This is a genomic window from Brachybacterium sp. J144, assembly GCF_036321705.1.
Taxonomy (GTDB): domain Bacteria; phylum Actinomycetota; class Actinomycetes; order Actinomycetales; family Dermabacteraceae; genus Brachybacterium.
The window spans coordinates 129,394-142,307 of the sequence record NZ_JAZDCG010000028.1 but is presented as its reverse complement, the minus strand read 5'-3'; the positions used below and the strand labels follow the sequence as shown (position 1 = coordinate 142,307).

Annotated in this window: 12 protein-coding genes; 8 read left to right on the top strand and 4 right to left on the bottom strand. The window is 69.5% G+C overall.

Features of this window, described 5'->3' with window-relative positions; all coding sequences use genetic code 11:
- The first annotated feature begins 128 nt into the window (after positions 1 to 128).
- Entirely contained in the window at positions 129 to 1,928 is a 1,800-nt protein-coding gene (gene aspS, locus V1260_RS11095; RefSeq protein ID WP_329746883.1) for an aspartate--tRNA ligase, read from the top strand.
- A 79-nt stretch (positions 1,929 to 2,007) separates the two neighbouring features.
- Here aspS and V1260_RS11090 read toward each other — a convergent pair whose 3' ends face one another.
- Positions 2,008 to 2,610: a DUF3043 domain-containing protein gene (locus tag V1260_RS11090; protein ID WP_329746882.1), complete on the bottom strand. Its 603-nt coding sequence runs from the start codon at positions 2,608 to 2,610 to the stop codon at positions 2,008 to 2,010.
- A 115-nt stretch (positions 2,611 to 2,725) separates the two neighbouring features.
- On the opposite strand from V1260_RS11090, the gene V1260_RS11085 reads away from it, so the two are divergent.
- The 7 genes from V1260_RS11085 (at position 2,726) to V1260_RS11055 (ending at position 9,068) form a co-directional block, all read left to right on the top strand.
- Positions 2,726 to 4,138 carry a dipeptidase gene (locus V1260_RS11085; protein ID WP_329746881.1) on the top strand — a complete coding sequence of 471 codons (1,413 nt, stop codon included), beginning with the start codon at positions 2,726 to 2,728 and terminating at the stop codon, positions 4,136 to 4,138.
- Positions 4,135 to 4,422, top strand: a complete 288-nt coding sequence (locus tag V1260_RS11080; protein WP_329746880.1) for a hypothetical protein — start codon at positions 4,135 to 4,137, stop codon at positions 4,420 to 4,422. Before V1260_RS11085 ends, V1260_RS11080 begins: the two co-directional genes overlap by 4 nt.
- 114 nt (positions 4,423 to 4,536) lie before the next feature.
- On the top strand, positions 4,537 to 4,896 hold the full coding sequence (gene erpA / locus V1260_RS11075; protein WP_329746879.1) for an iron-sulfur cluster insertion protein ErpA: 360 nt from the start codon (positions 4,537 to 4,539) through the stop codon (positions 4,894 to 4,896).
- A 368-nt stretch (positions 4,897 to 5,264) separates the two neighbouring features.
- On the top strand, positions 5,265 to 6,191 hold the full coding sequence (ctaC, locus tag V1260_RS11070) for an aa3-type cytochrome oxidase subunit II (protein ID WP_329746878.1): 927 nt from the start codon (positions 5,265 to 5,267) through the stop codon (positions 6,189 to 6,191).
- A gap of 65 nt (positions 6,192 to 6,256) precedes the next feature.
- Complete coding sequence (gene ctaD / locus V1260_RS11065; RefSeq protein ID WP_442878155.1) at positions 6,257 to 7,897, top strand: aa3-type cytochrome oxidase subunit I; 1,641 nt, start codon at positions 6,257 to 6,259, stop codon at positions 7,895 to 7,897.
- A 1-nt stretch (position 7,898) separates the two neighbouring features.
- Positions 7,899 to 8,315 carry an aa3-type cytochrome oxidase subunit IV gene (gene ctaF / locus V1260_RS11060; protein ID WP_329746876.1) on the top strand — a complete coding sequence of 139 codons (417 nt, stop codon included), beginning with the start codon at positions 7,899 to 7,901 and terminating at the stop codon, positions 8,313 to 8,315.
- 480 nt (positions 8,316 to 8,795) lie between these two features.
- Positions 8,796 to 9,068, top strand: coding sequence for a hypothetical protein (locus V1260_RS11055; RefSeq protein ID WP_329746875.1), 273 nt, complete (start codon positions 8,796 to 8,798; stop codon positions 9,066 to 9,068).
- Between the two features lie 218 nt (positions 9,069 to 9,286).
- On the opposite strand, the gene qcrB is transcribed toward V1260_RS11055, so the two are convergent.
- The 3 genes from qcrB to qcrC are packed head-to-tail and all read right to left on the bottom strand — an operon-like array spanning position 9,287 to position 12,845.
- The gene (gene qcrB, locus V1260_RS11050; protein ID WP_329746874.1) at positions 9,287 to 10,966 is read right to left on the bottom strand and encodes a cytochrome bc1 complex cytochrome b subunit; all 1,680 of its coding nucleotides are present in this window, start codon (positions 10,964 to 10,966) and stop codon (positions 9,287 to 9,289) included.
- A 5-nt stretch (positions 10,967 to 10,971) separates the two neighbouring features.
- Positions 10,972 to 12,036, bottom strand: coding sequence for a cytochrome bc1 complex Rieske iron-sulfur subunit (gene qcrA, locus V1260_RS11045; protein WP_329746873.1), 1,065 nt, complete (start codon positions 12,034 to 12,036; stop codon positions 10,972 to 10,974).
- An 8-nt stretch (positions 12,037 to 12,044) separates the two neighbouring features.
- Positions 12,045 to 12,845 (bottom strand): cytochrome bc1 complex diheme cytochrome c subunit, encoded by an 801-nt coding sequence (gene qcrC / locus V1260_RS11040; RefSeq protein WP_329746872.1) that lies wholly within the window; start codon positions 12,843 to 12,845, stop codon positions 12,045 to 12,047.
- Positions 12,846 to 12,914: the final 69 nt, after the last annotated feature.

Here is a 12,914-nt window from a genome sequence, read left to right as displayed (position 1 = left end):
CACTGTACGGGGGCGCCCCCGGCGAGGGCCAGGCCGGCCCGGGCGAGATCGCTCACCCTCCACGGTAGGCTGGGCGCTCCACGCCGGCGGCGGCGTGGACCCCTGGACCCCATCGTGAAGGACACCTCGTGCTGCGCACCCATACCGCCGGCGAGCTCCGCTCGGAGCACATCGGACAGACCGTCACCCTCACCGGCTGGATCGGCCGTCGCCGTGACCACGGCGGCGTGACGTTCCTCGATCTGCGCGACGCGAGCGGCGTCGCTCAGGTCGTCGTGCGTGAGGACGAGGCGATGCACCTGCGCAACGAGTACGTGCTGAAGGTCGTCGGCAGCGTCGACCGGCGCCCCGAGGGCAACGAGAACCCGGCGCTGCCCACGGGCGAGGTCGAGGTGACCGCGTCCGAGGTCGAGGTGCTCTCCGCCTCGGCGGCGCTGCCCTTCCAGCTCGACGAGCACACCGAGGTCGGCGAGGAGACGCGACTGCGCTACCGCTACCTCGACCTGCGCCGTCAGGGCCCTGCCCGCGCGATGCGGCTGCGTTCGGCCGTGAACCGTGCCGCCCGTGACACCCTGCTGGACCAGGACTTCGTCGAGGTCGAGACCCCGACCCTGACCCGCTCCACCCCCGAGGGAGCCCGCGACTTCCTGGTCCCGGCGCGCCTCGCGCCCGGCTCCTGGTACGCGCTGCCCCAGTCCCCGCAGCTGTTCAAGCAGCTGCTGATGGTGGGCGGCATCGAGAAGTACTTCCAGCTCGCCCGCTGCTATCGCGATGAGGACTTCCGTGCGGACCGCCAGCCCGAGTTCACCCAGCTCGACATCGAGATGAGCTTCGTGGACCAGGAGGACGTGATCGCGCTCGCCGAGCAGATCCTCACCAACGTGTGGGCGACCGCCGGGCACGAGATCACGACTCCGATCCCGCGGATCACCTATGCGGAGTCGATGCGCCGCTACGGCTCGGACAAGCCCGACCTGCGCTTCGACCTCGAACTGGTCGAGATGACCGAGTACTTCGCCGAGACCCCGTTCCGGGTCTTCCAGGCGCCCTACGTCGGTGCGGTGGTGATGGCGGGCGGTGCCTCCCAGCCCCGTCGCCAGCTCGACGCCTGGCAGGAGTGGGCGAAGCAGCGCGGGGCGAAGGGACTCGCCTACGTCCTGGTGCAGGAGGACGGCTCCCTCACCGGCCCGGTCTCCAAGAACATCTCCGACGCGGAGAAGGCGGGACTGCTCGAGGCCACCGGCGCCGCGCCCGGCGACTGCGTCTTCTTCGCCGCGGGCGAGCCGAAGAGCTCCCGCGCCCTGCTCGGCGCGGCGCGCGGCGAGATCGCCGAGCGCCTCGGCCTCATCGACCACGACGCCTTCGCCTTCGTGTGGGTCGTCGACGCGCCGATGTTCGAGCCGGCGGCCGACGCCCGCGCGGCCGGGGACGTCGCCGTCGGCGGGGGTGCCTGGACCGCGGTGCACCACGCCTTCACCTCGCCGAAGCCCGAGTTCCTCGACACCTTCGACACCGATCCCGGCAGCGCCCTCGCCTACGCCTACGACATCGTCTGCAACGGCAACGAGATCGGCGGCGGGTCCATCCGTATCCACTCCCAGGACGTGCAGCAGCGCGTCTTCCAGGTGATGGGCATCGGGGAGCAGGACGCGCAGGAGAAGTTCGGCTTCCTGCTCGACGCCTTCCAGTTCGGCGCCCCGCCGCACGGCGGCATCGCCTTCGGCTGGGACCGCATCGTGGCCCTGCTCGCCGGGGAGGAGTCGATCCGCGAGGTCATCGCCTTCCCGAAGACCGGCAACGGCTACGACCCGCTCACCGCCGCTCCGGCGCCGATCACCCCGCAGCAGCGCAAGGAGGCGGGTGTCGACACCAAGCCCGCCGCGAAGGGCGAGAAGGCAGCCGAGGCGACGCCGGAGGCCGACGCCTGACCCCCGGGAGCCCCCGAACGAACTGCGGCCCGCACGTCGAACGTGCGGGCCGCAGTCTGTTCGCGGGGGAGGGGCGCGCTCAGCGCAGCGGCACCTCGCCGTGCTTCACCTGCGGACGGGGCAGACGGAAGCGGCGGATCTGGATCGCGCGCATGATCCCGTAGCCGACCAGACCCCGCTCGACGTCCGAGAACTCCGCCTCGAGCCGGCGCCGCAGCAGGCGGCGGATGAGGAAGCCGTCCACCACGCACAGGGCGATGCCGCCCCAGAGGACCACCAGCATCGCGGTGCTCATGACGGCCGTGAGATCGGGGCGCACCAACGGCAGCACCAGGGCGATCAGCATGATCACGAGCGCGACCGGGAAGAAGAACTCGCCGACGTTGCGCCGGGAATCGACGAGGTCGCGCACCAGGCGGCGCTGCGGACCGCGATGCTGCGCGGGCATCTTCTTCTCATCACCGGTCATCAGGGCCTGCTGGGACTCGATGCGCTGCTGGTTCGCCCGCTCCCGATCGCGACGACGGGCCTCCTTGCGGTCGTCGACCACGAGCGGGCGCCGCCGCGCCGCCTCGGCCTCCTTGCGGGACCGGGTGGGGCGGCCCTTGGAGCCGGGACGCACGGGAGGCGTCGGCTCGGAGGACTGCGAGGGCTGAGAGGAGTCGGACTTCCGGAAGATCACCGGGGCATTCTAGGCGGTCTGCCCGGGACCTCTCTGCACGAGCTGTCGGGCAGGACGGCGGTGCGCGGCCGTCGGCTCCGGAAGCACATTCGGGCGGCGGCGGTAGGTTGGGACCATGACGACTCCGCAGGACCCTCAGCACATCGCGCCCGTCGGCGCCGCGTCCGATCCCGACGCCCTCCGCACCCGCCTGGACGCGCTCCTCCCGCAGGCGATCAAGGATCTCGAGGCGCTCGTGCGCATCCCCTCGATCGCCTTCCCGGGCCACGACCGCGAGCCCGTGCAGCGCAGCGCCGAGGCCGTCGCCGAGCTGCTTCGCGGCGCGGGTCTGGAGCAGGTGAGCCTCGAGTCGGTCGCCGGTGGGGCCCCTGCCGTGATCGGTCGTCGACCCGCCGCCCCCGGCCGCCCCACCGTGCTGCTCTACGCGCACCACGACGTCCAGCCGACGGGTGACCCCGCGGAGTGGACCACGCCGCCCTTCGAGCCGACCCGCCGCGGCGAGCGCCTGTACGCCCGCGGCGCCGCCGACGACAAGGCGGGCGTCATGGCGCACGTGACCGCGCTGCGCCTGGTCGGCGAAGAGCTCTCCGCGGAGGGCATCGGCGTGACCGTCTTCGTCGAAGGGGAGGAGGAGGCGGGCTCGCCGACCTTCCGGCCCTTCATCGAGGCGCACCGGGACGCCCTCGCCGCCGACCTCATCGTGGTCGCCGACTCCGCGAACTGGGCCGTCGGCGTCCCGGCGCTGACCACGAGCCTGCGCGGCGTGGTCGACGCCATCGTCGAGGTGCGGGTGCTCGAGCAGGCGGTCCACTCCGGGCTCTTCGGGGGTCCGGTCCTCGATGCTCCGACCCAGCTCGCCCGGCTCCTCGCGACGCTCCACGACGAGAACGGCGAGGTCGCGATCCCCGGCCTGGTCCGCGCCGCGGACCCCGAGGTCGAGATGACCGAGGAGGACTACCGGCGCGATGCCGGCGTCCCCGCGGGGCTCCCGCTCTCCGGGACCGGATCGATCGCCGCCCGGCTGTGGACGAGGCCCGCGCTGTCCGTCATCGGGATCGACGCCCCGACGGTCCGCGACGCGTCCAACACGCTCGTCCCCGTGGCGAGGGCGAAGGTCTCCCTGCGCATCCCGCCCGGCCAGGAGCCCGCGGCCGCGATGGACGCGCTCGTCGCCCATCTCGAGGCGCACGCCCCCGCGGCCGCCCAGGTCACCGTGCACCGCGGCGAGCAGGGCCAGCCCTACAGCGCGCGCCAGGACTCCCCGGCGATGGAGCTCGCCCGCGGGGCGCTCGCCGATGCCTGGGGTCGTCCCGCGGTGGACACCGGTCTGGGCGGCTCGATCCCCTTCATCGCGGACCTGCTCGAGGTGTTCCCCGCCGCCGACGTGCTCGTCACCGGCGTGGAGGATCCCGAGTCCCGCGCCCATGGGATCGACGAGTCGCTGCACCTCGGCGAGTTCGCCAAGGTGTGCCTCGCCGAGGCGCTGCTGCTGCTCCGTGCGGGCGATCTCCGACGGGAGGACCGATGAGCCCCGCCGCGAGATCCGAGAAGGGGACCGAGCAGACGCCGGGAGGGTCGACCCCCGTTTCCCCGCTGACGATCCCGCTGCTCACTGGCACCCTCGTGCTCGGTTTCCTGTCCGGCTACTTCGGCCTCTGGTGGGGCCTGCTCGTCGTCGCCGCGGTGCTCCTGGGCGCCTTCTCCGCCGTGCTCGCCGGACGCAGCCGCGATGCCGCCACCGCCGCGGTCCTCGGCATCGTCCTCGGTTACGGGGGAGTGATGCTCCTCGCGGCCTTCCGCGGAGTGCTCTGAGGAACCGGGGTCGCCCGGAGCCGCAGACCTCGATCGCCCGCGTGGGCGGGCCCACTCCCCACGGCGAGGTGCCGAGGCGTATCCTGGCGGGACAAGAGCTTCGAGGAGGACCGCATGACCACCCCCACCACCGAGCGTCCCACCGCGGCGCACGGCGTCACCCTCACCGACGTCGCCGCCGGCAAGGTCTCGTCCCTGCTGGAGCAGGAGGGCCGCGACGACCTCCGCCTTCGGATCGCCGTGCAGCCCGGCGGCTGCTCGGGCCTCATCTACCAGCTGTACTTCGATGAGCGGACGATGGACGACGACCTGGTCGTCGACTTCTCCGGGGTCGAGGTCGTGGTGGACAAGATGTCCAGCCCGTACCTCACCGGCGCCGTGATCGACTTCGCGGACACCATCGAGAAGCAGGGCTTCACGATCGACAACCCGAACGCCCAGAGCTCCTGCGCCTGCGGCGACTCCTTCGCCTGAGACAACTCCGCAGCATCCGCCCCGCCGCCCACGGCGGAGGCGCCCGACGGGCCCGTCCCCGATGACTATCGCGTCACGGGAGCGGGCCCGTCGCGTGCGTCGGGAGCGAGGTGTCCCGATCACGGTGCGGTGACGGACCCGGAAAGGGGGCGCGCCGTGGGCGAAACCGCCGCTCGGAGGCCGTATGATGACGAGGTGCCGTCAAGAGTCGGACCCCTCGGTTCGGCCCGGCCCGCTCCCCGGAGCAGGTGCGGCACTGTGGGCATGTCCCCGCCCACATCAGTACCCACTCCGCTCCTCGGAGCCGGATCCGCCTGACGCGGAGCCGGTGTCGGAGGGCGGGGACGACGAGCGGAAGGTCATTCCCTGTGATCCCCCAGGTTCTCCAGCCTTCGCGGCACGGACGTCGCGCTCTGGCCGCCGGACTCGCCCTGGCCGTCCTGGTCCTCTCGGGCTGCACGGAGCAGCAGCTGCGAGGCTTCCTCCCCGGATACTCCGACGGCGAGGTCACCGACCGCACCGGGATGATCACCGACCTGTGGGTCGGCTCGTGGGCCGTGCTGATCATCGTGGGACTGATCATCTGGGGCTTGACCATCTGGTGCGCGGTCGCCTACCGCCGCCGCAAGAACGACACCGGCTTCCCGACGCAGCTGCGCTATCACGTGCCGCTCGAGCTGATGTTCACGCTCGTCCCCGTCGTCATGGTGCTCACCTTCTTCTACTTCACGCAGCGGGACGCGCGAGAGGTCGAGATGCACGTCGCCGAGCCCGACGTCACCGTGAACGTCGTCGCCAAGCAGTGGAGCTGGGACTTCAACTACGTCGAGGCCGACGTCCACGAGCCCGCGGGCGTGCAGTCCTTCGCCACCGGTGAGGAGGGGGCGGCCGAGACGCTGCCGACCCTGTACCTCCCGGTCGGCCAGACCGTCGAGTTCCGCCTGGACTCGCGCGACGTCATCCACTCGTTCTGGGTCGTGGACTTCCTCTACAAGAAGGACATGATCCCCGGGCGCACCACGACCTTCCAGGTGACCCCGACCCGTGAGGGCACCTACGCCGGTAAGTGCGCCGAGCTGTGCGGCGAGTACCACTCGGACATGCTCTTCAACATCGAGGTCGTCTCCCAGGAGGAGTTCGACGCCCACATGCAGGAACTGCGCGACCAGGGCTACGACGGCCAGCTGGGCGTGGACCTCAACCGCAATCAGGAGGACTGGAGCATGCGCGAGCGTCATGACGACGCGGGCCCCCGTTACTCTGAGTCCACCTCCACCGAGGGAGAGAACGAGTGAGCGCCGAGACCGTCACCGCGTCGCCCGCGCGCCCGGCGCGATTCGTCGAGCAGCGGAAGCACAGCCTGGGCAGCCAGTTCTTCCAGCTGCTGACTACCACCGATCACAAGCTGATCGGCAAGATGTACATGGGCTTGGCCTTCGCCTTCTTCGCCTTCGGCGGCCTGCTCGCGCTCGGCATCCGTACCGAGCTGTGGGAGCCCGGCCTCCAGGTCGTGGTCTCGAAGGACCAGTACAACCAGCTGTTCACCATGCACGGCACGATCATGCTGCTGATGTTCGGCACCCCGCTGTTCAACGGTTTCGCGAACTACCTGGTGCCGCTGCAGATCGGCGCCGTGGACATGGCGTTCCCGCGTCTGAACATGTTCGCCTTCTGGATCACCCTCTGGGGCTCCCTGATCGTGGTCGCCGGCTTCCTCACCCCGCAGGGGGCCGCATCCTTCGGCTGGTTCGCCTATGCGCCGCTGTCCGACACCACGTTCACCCCGGGACTGGGTGGTGATCTCTGGGTCTTCGGCCTCGCCTTGCAGGGCTTCGGCACGATCCTCGGCTCGGTCAACTTCATCACCACGATCCTGTGCATGCGCATGCCCGGCATGACCATGTTCCGTATGCCGATCTTCACGTGGAACGTGCTGATCACCGGTGTGCTGGTGCTGATGGCCTTCCCGCCCCTGGCCTCCGCCCTGCTGGCGCTCGGCGCCGACCGTCGCTTCGACGCGCAGGTCTTCAACCCGGAGAACGGCGGCCCGATCCTGTGGCAGCACCTCTTCTGGTTCTTCGGCCACCCCGAGGTGTACGTGCTCGCGCTGCCCTTCTTCGGCATCGCCTCGGAGATCATCCCGGTCTTCTCCCGCAAGCCGATCTTCGGCTACAAGACGCTGATCGGCGCGACCATCTCGATCGCCGCCCTCTCCGTCACCGTGTGGGCGCACCACATGTACACCACCGGTGCGGTCATGCTGGAATTCTTCGCCTTCATGACGATGCTCATCGCGGTGCCGACGGGTGTGAAGTTCTTCAACTGGATCGGGACCATGTGGCGAGGGTCGCTAACTTTCGAGACGCCGATGCTGTTCACCCTCGGCTTCCTCACCACCTTCATCTTCGGTGGTCTCACCGGCGTCATCCTCTCCTCGCCGGTGCTGGACTGGCCGCTGTCCGATACCTACTTCGTGGTCGCGCACTTCCACTACGTGATGGCCGGGACCGTGGTGTTCGAGATGTTCGCGGGCTTCTACTTCTGGTGGCCCAAGATGTTCGGCTACAAGCTCTCGGAGGGCATCGGCAAGCTGCACTTCTGGCTGCTGACCATCGGCTTCCACATGACGTTCCTGATCCAGCACTGGCTCGGCGTGCTCGGCGCTCCCCGCCGCTACGTGAACTACCTCGCCGAGGACGACTTCACCTGGCTGAACCAGATCTCGACCGTCGGTGCGTTCATCATGGGCGCCTCGACCCTGCCCTTCCTGCTCAACGTCGTCCTCACCCACATCAAGGGCAAGAAGATCGAGGTCGACGATCCGTGGGGCTACGGCGCCTCGCTCGAGTGGGCGACGTCGTGCCCGCCGCCGCGCCACAACTTCCACTCCCTGCCCCGTGTGCGTTCGGAGCGTCCCGCCTTCGACCTCCACCACCCGGAGGTCGGCCTGCAGGACCACATGCTGCACGCGGAGCCCATCGAGCACCCCAGGAGCAACTGACATGAAGGCCGCAGCCAAGATCTTCTACATCGTCGGCGTCTTCCTCCTCGTCGTCGGTGCCGCCTACGGCTATCTCACCTGGCGCTACGAGCCGATGGGCATCGAGGGCGCGGGCTTCCCGGCGATTCTCGCCACCTCGGGTCTGAGCTTCATGATCGCCGTGCTCATGACGATCACCCTGCGCAAGCATGACCAGGGTGCCGCCGGTGACGAGAACGCCGAGGTCTCCGACGAGGCCGGTGTGCAGGGCAGCTTCGCCCCGTACAGCTGGGCACCGCTGTGGCTGTCCATCGGTTGCGCGATGGCCTTCCTCGGCGTCGCCGCCGGCTGGTGGATCCTCGCCATCGGCGTCGTGTTCGTCATCTACGGCATCATCAGCTGGGTCCTCGAGTTCTCCGTCGGCCAGCACCAGCACTGAGTCGGCAGCTCGCTACACTCTCCTCGCACCCCCGCACTGGATCTCCGGTGCGGGGGTGCGGTGCATCTGGGCGGAGGAGCCGTGTCCCCCTCGGGGAGGCCGCTCCGCGGGGCACGCATGCTCGAAGGAGCACGTCCTGTCCACTGAGCACTCGCGGGCCACGGTGCACGCCCGCTCGGCGAAGCACGCTCCGCTCGGTGGAGCACGCCCGCTCGGCGAAGCACGCTCGGTCCAGTGAGCATTCGCGACCCGAGGGTGTACTGGCAGAAACTGTGCAATAACGCTGTATGAAGAGAGTCCTTCGTCCCGCACGTATGGCGCAACTGGCTGAGCGGTAGACGGACCGACGCATTCCTGCTGTCTCCCCGGGCCGAGGAGCACCCGGTGCTAGCGTGGGCGACGGAGCGGACACGCAGACCTGCTGTCCCTCCGAGCCGCGCGGCATCGCCCTGCATGCCGCTCATGACAGGAGGGGCCACGATGATCGGTGGCAGCATCGACCCGGCCGGGCGCGCAGAGCGCGAGGTCCGTGGACTGTTCGCGGACGACGACGCCATGGATCGCGCGGTGGCGTGGGCGCGCGAGATCCTCGCGGTCCGCGATCTCGATCCGTCCGCCCAGCAGTTGCGCTCCCTCCGGGAACTCCGACGAGCCGACCGCCGGCTCAGTCTCGTCGCGGCGCGGTTCCTCGTCGAGGCGGCTGCCGGACGCGGAGAGACGCCTCCGCGGCGGACCAGCCCCGTGCTGCGCTGAGGTCCCTCTGAATGCGTGGGGACGGTCCTGCGTCTCGCGCCCCGCAGTGCACTGACGTCCCCTCTGCGCTGGAGAGTGACGCTCGCCCGCCCGGAAGCTCCGTCCGTCGAGCGCCGACCCTGCGCCCTGCGAGTCCTGTCGCCGCGCGCTGTCCGACATGACGAGGGCCCAAGAGCAGAAGCTCTCGGGCCCTCGTCAGGGTGGGGGAGGGGATGGCCTCAGTGGCTGGCCTTCTCCGCCGGGGTCCGGTAGTCGCCGCCGGTGAGCTCGTCGATGACGTGGCGCTCGTGCCCGGCATGCTCCATGGCCTCACGCAGCTCGGCCGGGGAGACCGGCTCGATGCGGTCCTTGAAGAAGAAGCTCGTCGCCTTCGCGCGGAGCGAGGAGACGCCGTTCCCGGCCTGCAGCGGACGGTAATCGTCGTGCTGCACGAGGACCCAGCGGTCGTACTCGTTGAGCGGCGCGTGGATCTCGATCATGTCGCCGGTCTCGGTACGCACGATGCGGGAGGTCTCGCGGCCGTGCAGGACGAGCTCGCGCTTCTGGCGCTGCAGCGCCAGGCAGAGCCGCTTCGTCACGTAGAACAGCAGCACCGGGATCACGAAGATGCCGATCCGGAACGCCCAGGTGAGGTCGTTGATGGAGAGGTGCAGGGCGATCGCGATGAGGTCGTTGGACGCAGCCAACGCCAGGATCACGTACAGGCTGATCCACGCGACGCCGAGGCCGGTACGGACCGGGGCGTTGTACGGGAGGTCGTTGAGGTGGTGCTCTCGATCGTCACCGGTCACCCAGGCCTCGATGAACGGGTAGAGAGCCAGGACGGCCAGCATCCCGCCGTAGAGGGCCATCGGGATCAGCATGTTCAGCGAGATCACGTAGCCGAAGATGGTGAACTCCCAGCCCGGGATGAGGCGGAGGCCGCCGTCGGTCCAGAGCATGTACCAGTCAGGCTGCGAGCCGGCGGACACGGGGGAGGGGTCGTAGGGGCCGTACACCCACATGGCGTTGATCGAGGTCGTCGCCGAGATGAGAGTGATGATGCCGAAGACCAGGAAGAAGAAGCCGCCCGCCTTGGCCGCGTACACCGGGAAGACCGGGAAACCGACGACATTGCGCTCGGTGCGGCCGGGCCCGGGGTACTGGGTGTGCTTGTGCAGCACGAGCAGCACCATGTGGATCGCGATCAAGCCGAGGATCAGCGCGGGCACCAGCAGGATGTGCATGGTGAAGAAGCGCGGGATGATCTGCGTGCCGGGGAACTCGCCGCCGAACAGCAGCATCGAGATGTAGGTGCCGACCACCGGAATCGACTTCATCAGGCCGTCGACCACGCGCAGACCGTTGCCGGAGAGGACGTCGTCGGGCAGCGAGTAGCCGGTGAAGCCGGCGACCATGCCCAGGACCATGAGGGCGAAGCCGACCAGCCAGTTGAGCTCGCGCGGCTTGCGGAAGGCGCCGGTGAAGAACACGCGGAACATGTGCACGAAGATCGCGACCATGAACACCAGCGCGGACCAGTGGTGCATCTGGCGGAAGAGCAGGCCGCCCTTGACCTCGAAGGAGATCTGCATCGTCGACTCGAACGCGCGGGACACGTGAGCGCCCTGCAGCGGCTCGTACGGCCCGGTGTAGATGACCTCCTCCATGGAGGGGTCGAAGAACATCGTGAGGAAGACGCCCGAGATCAGCAGGATCACGAAGCTGTACAGCGCGACCTCGCCGAACATGAACGACCAGTGGTCGGGGAATATCTTGCGCGCGATGAAGCGGACGAAGCCGCCGCCGGAGGTGCGCTGGTCGAGCCAGTCGCCGCCGACCGCGCCGAGCTTCTGGATGCGCGAGGTGCCGTTCGCCGCCGGGGCGGTCTTCGGGGAGCGGGAGGTGGTGGTGGTCATGGGGGTCACCGGTCCTTGTGGATGTTCCAGAAGCTGGGACCGATGGGCGAGTTGAAGTCGCCGGGGGCGACGAGGTAGCCCTCGTCATCGACCTCGATCGGCAGCTGGGGGAGCGGGCGGTGGGCCGGGCCGAAGATCACCTTGGCGCCGTCGGTGACGTCGAAGGTGGACTGGTGGCAGGGGCACAGCATGTGGTGCGTCTGCTGCTCGTAGAGAGCGACGGGGCAGCCCACATGGGTGCAGATCTTGGAGAACGCGAGGACGCCCTGGACGCCCTGGCTCATGCTCTCCTCGTTCTTGGCGAGCTTCGGGTCGATGCGGACGATGACCGCCGCGGCCTTGGCGCGCTCCTCGAGGAAGTGCGGGGTCTCCTGGGTGAGCCCCTCCGGCATCACGTGGAAGATCGAGTTCATCGCCACGTCGGAGAGCTTGATCGGGGTGCCGTCGTGGTCCCGCGCCAGGCGCTGACCGGGGTTGTGGCCCCAGAAGGTGTGGTGGAGCTTGTTGCCCGGCAGCGGGCCGAGGGTCGACAGCGGCGCGAGGACCGCTATGGGGAGCGCGGCGAAGGCCGCGACCATCGCGGTGACGATCACGGGCCGACGGGCGATGCCCGACTCCGCGAAGCCGTCGGTGATGATGCCAGCGGCGACCTCGCGGGTCTCCTCGGAGCTGCGGATGTCGTGGCGCTCCTCGACCATCTCCTCGTCAGGCATGAGCGTCTTGGCCCAGTGCACGGCGGCGGCGCCGATGAAGAAGACGGCGATCGCGAGGCCGAGACCGGTGACCAGGTTCGACCACCACAGGGCGCTGGGGGTGCCCTCCTCGGCGAAGATGTTCCGCCCGGTCGGCGTGACCAGGAAGTAGGCGGCGATGAAGACCGCGGTCCCCAGCACCGACAGCAGGAACATGCCGGCGACGAGGCGCTCGGCGCGCTTCTCCGCAGTCTTGGAGTGGTCCGCCTGGCGGTGGACGTGCGGGGGCAGGCCCGGGTTCGGGAAACCGCCGTCCTCCTTGGGCGCGACGGCGCTCACGCCGCGCGCAGGGTTGGTGCCATCGAGGTTGGTGTTCATGCTCGCGTTCACTTGGCCTTCGCCCCCAGCCACACGGCGCAGGCGGTCAGCAGGGACAGGACGATGGTCCAGGCGTACAGACCCTCGGTGACGGGACCGAGGGAGCCCAGGGAGATGCCGCCGGGCGAGCCGACCTCATCGATCGCCTCGAGGTAGGCGATGACGTCGCGCTTGTCCTCGGGGGACAGGTTGGTGTCGTTGAACACCGGCATGTTCTGGGGGCCGGTCTCCATCGCCTCGTAGACGTGCTTGGCCTCGAGCCCGGTCACCTCCGGGGCGTACTTGCCGCGGGTGAGGGCGCCGCCGGCGCCGGCGGCGTTGTGGCACATGGCGCAGTTGATGCGGAAGATCTCGCCACCGCGCTCCGCGTCGCCGAGGGAGGCGTCGAGGTACTCCTCGTCGGGCACCGCGGGGCCGGGGCCCAGCGACGCGACGTAGGCGGCGAGCTGCCGGGTCTGCTCCTCGTTCATCTGCGCGGGCTTGCGCTGCGCCTGAGGACCGGAAGCTTGCATGGGCATGCGGCCGGTGCCGACCTGGAAGTCGACCGCGGCGGCGCCGACGCCGATGAGGGAGGGGCCGAGGGTCGAGCCGTCGGCCTCCTGGAGGCCCTCTGCGCTGCGGCCGTGGCAGGTCGCGCAGTTGGCGAGGAAGAGCGCCTCTCCGGCCTCCACATCGTCCTGCGTGTAGGCCTCGGCCTGCGCCGACTGCGGCTGGAAGGCGGCGTACAGCCCGCCGGTCGCAACGAGCGCGAGCAGCAGTATCACGAGGAGCGCCATCGGATGATGACGTCGGGCGGCGAGTGCCTTCACGGTTCGGACCTCGATTCGTGGAGGAAGAAGACGGGCGAGACGGGGGAGTCGGGGGAGGGAGGGGGCGCG

What these genes read in the sequence shown, in the direction of transcription:
- ctaF (WP_329746876.1), top strand. Translation starts at nt 7,899, where the DNA reads ATGAAGGCCGCAGCCAAGATCTTCTACATCGTCGGCGTCTTCCTCCTC.
- erpA (WP_329746879.1), top strand. Translation starts at nt 4,537, where the DNA reads ATGACCACCCCCACCACCGAGCGTCCCACCGCGGCGCACGGCGTCACC.
- V1260_RS11085 (WP_329746881.1), top strand. Translation starts at nt 2,726, where the DNA reads ATGACGACTCCGCAGGACCCTCAGCACATCGCGCCCGTCGGCGCCGCG.
- qcrA (WP_329746873.1), bottom strand. Translation starts at nt 12,036, where the DNA reads ATGAACACCAACCTCGATGGCACCAACCCTGCGCGCGGCGTGAGCGCC.
- V1260_RS11055 (WP_329746875.1), top strand. Translation starts at nt 8,796, where the DNA reads ATGATCGGTGGCAGCATCGACCCGGCCGGGCGCGCAGAGCGCGAGGTC.
- V1260_RS11080 (WP_329746880.1), top strand. Translation starts at nt 4,135, where the DNA reads ATGAGCCCCGCCGCGAGATCCGAGAAGGGGACCGAGCAGACGCCGGGA.
- qcrB (WP_329746874.1), bottom strand. Translation starts at nt 10,966, where the DNA reads ATGACCACCACCACCTCCCGCTCCCCGAAGACCGCCCCGGCGGCGAAC.